The 4609-nt window shown below is 63.1% G+C and carries 2 protein-coding genes and 1 pseudogene; all 3 read right to left on the bottom strand.

Going from position 1 to position 4609, the window contains the following annotated elements; translation table 11 throughout:
* Window positions 1-346: pseudogene (locus tag VDP82_RS14240) on the bottom strand (hypothetical protein); the annotation flags it as partial.
* 323 nt (window positions 347-669) lie between these two features.
* Window positions 670-2013 carry a phosphoglucosamine mutase gene (glmM, locus tag VDP82_RS14245; RefSeq protein WP_323015509.1) on the bottom strand — a complete coding sequence of 448 codons (1344 nt, stop codon included), beginning with the start codon at window positions 2011-2013 and terminating at the stop codon, window positions 670-672.
* Window positions 2014-2234: 221 nt separating this feature from the next.
* Entirely contained in the window at window positions 2235-4166 is a 1932-nt protein-coding gene (ftsH, locus tag VDP82_RS14250; protein WP_323015510.1) for an ATP-dependent zinc metalloprotease FtsH, read from the bottom strand.
* Window positions 4167-4609: the final 443 nt, after the last annotated feature.

The raw sequence follows: 4609 nt of genomic DNA on the forward strand, positions 1-4609 counted from the left end.
CCACGGCACCGGCGCCCACGGTGGCGCTCATGCCATCATTGTGGAGCCGGTCCACGGTGAGATCGAAGCGCAGGCCCGTGCCGGTTTCGTAACCGGCACCCACGCCATAGGAATACCCGGTGCCATTGGCATCGATGGCGAAAACATTGGGAACAACCGAGGGGTGGTTCACTTCCTTGGCCCAGAGGGCGTTCAGCCCCACGCTGCCGCGCAGGTAGAAGGAGCCCTGGACCCCGTAATTGACATCGGGAACATCCACGATGGGCGGATAATAGGGCATGTCGGCAGCCAGTGTCGGGCCCGTGACCGCTGCCGCTGCCAGCAATGCAGCAATGAGCTTACGCATGAGAAACGTCCTTTGAAATGCCACGACACCAGTCGAGCGCACCTCAATATCGGACAATTTTCTTAAAGCTCATTTAACCTAGAAATTTAACCGTGATTTCGCCAAAACCGGGCATTTATAGTTAACGCCAAGTAAATTTTTGTTGGGAATTGAGGATTTACTTGCTTTCCGGTTCCTGCCCAAGGTCACTCCGGCGCAGGCCGGAATCCATATCCACATGCTTCCACAGGCCATGGAGCCGGGGGAGGACCTTCAGCATGGATTCCGGCCTGCGCCGGAATGACAAGGTGGTGGATGGAAAAGGCCGGGGCGAGAGGGCAAACCTAAGCCACGTCGCGGATGGCTGCTTCGATCTGGGCAACAACGATGCTGACCAGGCTCGCATCGTCGGCCTCGCCCATGACGCGGATGACCGGCTCGGTGCCCGAGGCGCGCACCACCAGCCGCCCGCCATTGCCCAATTGCGCCTGCCCGTCGGCAATGGCCTGGATGACATGGGTGTTCTCCAGCGGCTTGCCCGACTTGAACTTCACGCTGCGCAAAAGCTGCGGCACTTTTTCAAAGCGCGCGCAAATCTCGGACACCGGCCGCCCCTGCTGCTTGAGCACGGCCATCAATTGCAGCGCCGCCACCAGCCCGTCGCCGGTGGTGGTGAAATCGGAGAGAATGATGTGGCCGGATTGCTCGCCGCCGACATTGAAGCCCTTGGCGCGCATGGCCTCGAGCACATAGCGGTCGCCCACCTGGGTGCGCTCCAGCGTCAGCCCCAGCGAGCCCAGATAGCGCTCCAGTCCGAGATTGGACATGATGGTGGCGACGATCCCCCCGCCCACCAGCATTTCGCGCTCCATCCAGCTCTGGGCGATCACCGCCATGAACTGGTCGCCATCGATCACCTCGCCCTTTTCATCGACGATGATGACCCGGTCGGCGTCGCCATCGAGCGCGATGCCGATATCGGCGCGCACCTCGCGCACCTTGGCCACCACGGCCTCGGGGGCGGTGGAGCCGACCTTGTCGTTGATGTTGAAGCCATCGGGCTTGTCGCCGATGGTGAAGACCTCCGCGCCCAGCTCCCACAAGGCGACCGGCGCCACCTTGTAGGCGGCGCCATTGGCGCAATCGAGCACGACGCGCAGCCCGGCAAGGTCGATATGGCGCGGCAAGGTGCGCTTGGCATATTCGATGTAGCGGGTGCGCGCTTCCTCGTCGCGATGCGCCCGGCCGATCTCGCGACCATGGGCCAGACGAGCCGACATGTCGCTGTCGATCAGCCGCTCGATCTCCCCTTCCACCTCGTCGCTGAGCTTGTAGCCATCGGGCCGGAACAGCTTGATGCCATTGTCGTCGAACGGATTGTGCGAGGCCGAGATCATGACGCCCAGATCGGCGCGCAGCGAGCGCGTCAGCATGGCGACGGCGGGGGTGGGCATCGGCCCGAGCAGGTAGACATCCATGCCAACGGCAGTGAAGCCGGCGGTGAGCGCGCTTTCGATCATATAGCCCGAGCGGCGGGTATCCTTGCCGATGACGACGCGGTTGCGATGATCGCCGCGCACGAATTTGGCGCCCGCCGCCATGCCCACCTTGAGCGCCAGTTCAGGGGTGAGCTTTTCGCCATTGGCCAGACCCCGAATGCCATCGGTGCCGAAATATTTGCGTGCCATTTGTTCTACCCCTGCCTCGCCAGATCCATTTCGCTGTTTCAGGGAAACAGCAAAATGGATCCAAGTCTTTGTTTTGTCGCGTTTCCGAACCGCAAAACCGTTTCCACTTTTGCTGGAAACGCTCTAAAGCGCCGGATAATATCACTTTGGGGCGGAATAGCGGAATTCGCCATCATACAAAAGGGCCGCCTTGCGGCGGCCCTGGATGATTTTCATCAGCCTTAATTGTTAGGCTGGGGCTCCATGCCCGGCTCGGGCGGGGCATCGGGGCGCTTCCTGCCCGATTTGCCGGCCGAGGGCACGCCGGTGGCCTTGGGGGCGGCGGGGCCATTGTCGTCCGGACGCACCGGCTGCTTGCCGTCCATCAGGTCGCGCAGTTCGTCCCCGGTCAGGGTTTCGAATTCGAGCAGCGCCTGGGCGATGGCTTCCCACTGGTCGTGATAGGTGGTGAGAATGTCGCGGGCCGAGGATTCGCCATCCTCGATCAGCTTGCGCACCTCCTGGTCGATGATGCGGGCCGTATCGTCCGACATATGCTGGGACTGGGTGACCGAATGGCCCAGGAACACTTCCTGGTCATTGGACTTGTAGCGCACCCGGCCGAGCTTCTCGCTCATGCCCCATTCCATCACCATCGAGCGGGCGAGATTGGTCGCCATCTGGATGTCGCCCGAAGCGCCGGAAGTGACCTTTTCGGGGCCGAACTTGATGATCTCGGCCTCGCGGCCGCCGAACAGCATGGTCAGCCGCGCCAGAGCCTTTTCGCGCGAGAAGGAATAGCTGTCGCTCTCGGGCAGGGTCATCACCATGCCCAAAGCGCGGCCGCGCGGAATGATCGTCGCCTTGTGGATGGGGTCGATCCCCGCCACCTTGAGCGCGATGATGGCATGGCCGGCCTCGTGATAGGCGGTGAGCTTCTTTTCGTCCTCGCTCATGGCCATGGTGCGGCGCTCGGCGCCCATCATGATCTTGTCCTTGGCATCCTCGAACTCCTGATGGGTGACGAAGCGCTTGTTGCGCCGCGCCGCCATCAGCGCCGCCTCGTTGACGAGGTTCATCAAATCGGCGCCGGAAAAGCCGGGCGTGCCGCGGGCCAGGACCTTCAGATCCACGTCGGGCGCCAGCGGCACCTTGCGGACGTGAACCTTGAGCACCTTTTCGCGGCCCGAAACGTCGGGATTGGGCACCACGACCTGGCGGTCGAAACGGCCCGGACGCAGCAGCGCCGGATCGAGCACGTCGGGGCGGTTGGTGGCGGCGATGAGAATGATGCCCTCATTGGCCTCGAACCCGTCCATTTCGACCAGAAGCTGGTTCAGCGTCTGCTCGCGCTCGTCATTGCCGCCACCGAGGCCGGCGCCGCGCTGGCGGCCGACGGCGTCGATTTCGTCGATGAAGATGATGCAGGGCGCGTTCTTCTTGGCCTGCTCGAACATGTCGCGGACGCGGGACGCGCCGACGCCGACGAACATTTCAACGAAGTCCGAACCCGAAATGGTGAAGAAGGGCACATTGGCCTCGCCGGCGACCGAGCGGGCCAGCAGCGTCTTGCCGGTGCCCGGCGGGCCGACCAGCAGCACGCCGCGCGGAATGCGCCCGCCCAGCCGCTGGAACTTGCCCGGATCGCGCAGGAATTCCACGATTTCCTCAAGGTCCTGCTTGGCCTCGTCGACACCGGCGACATCCTCGAAGGTCACCTTGCCCTGGGTTTCGGTGAGCAGCTTGGCGCGCGATTTGCCAAAGCCCATGGCGCCACCCCTGCCCCCGCCCTGCATCTGGCGGATGAAGAAGAACCACACCCCGATGATGACGATGAAGGGCAGCCAGCTTGAGAGCAGGATCGACCAGAAGGGGCTGGTATCGGGCGCGCGGGCGGTGATGGAGACGCCCTTGTTTTCCAGGCGCGAAATCACGTCGGCGCCATCTGGCAGCACGGTTTCGAAGCGCGTGCCGTCGCGCAGCATGCCGGCGACCACATTGTTGGTGATGGTGACGCTGGTGACGCTGCCCGCATCGATATCGCTGACGAACTGGCTATAGCTCTTGTCGGACACCGAAATGGAACGCGTCGAAGTCTGGAAGACCTGGAACAGGCCCATCAGCATGAAGAGAATGACCAGCCAGATGGCGAAGTTGCGGAAATTTCCGTTCATCAATCCTGTCCCGGAGAGGTCCGCGCACCGGAGCGCGCGGCGATGTGCCGAATGTATGTCCGGCATTGGGGCGTTACAAGGGCCAGACCTGCGGCCGTTTGGTTGCTTCGTCCAGTCACATTGTCACGATGGGGTTAACAGCCCGTGGCGGAAGTGGCTCCCCTGAGGGGGGATGGATTGGGCTGGATGCTGGGGCGACTGCCCCCTCCCCCTTACGGGGAGGGATCAAGGGTGGGGGGCGTTTAGCCCCCTATATTCGGGCTCTCGACACCCCCTCCTAACCTCCCCCGTCAAGGGGGAGGTACCGCCCGGCGGATGCGGCGCTATCGTGCCACAACCCATATGCGATAGCCCGGCGGCGCCGGTGGATTGGAAACGCCGCCGCCCTTAAGTGCTCGCGGCCCTGGCGTTGGCTTGCGCCACCATCTCATCGGGGATGTCGT

It is taken from the genome of Devosia sp., from assembly GCF_034675085.1.
GTDB lineage: Bacteria > Pseudomonadota > Alphaproteobacteria > Rhizobiales > Devosiaceae > Devosia.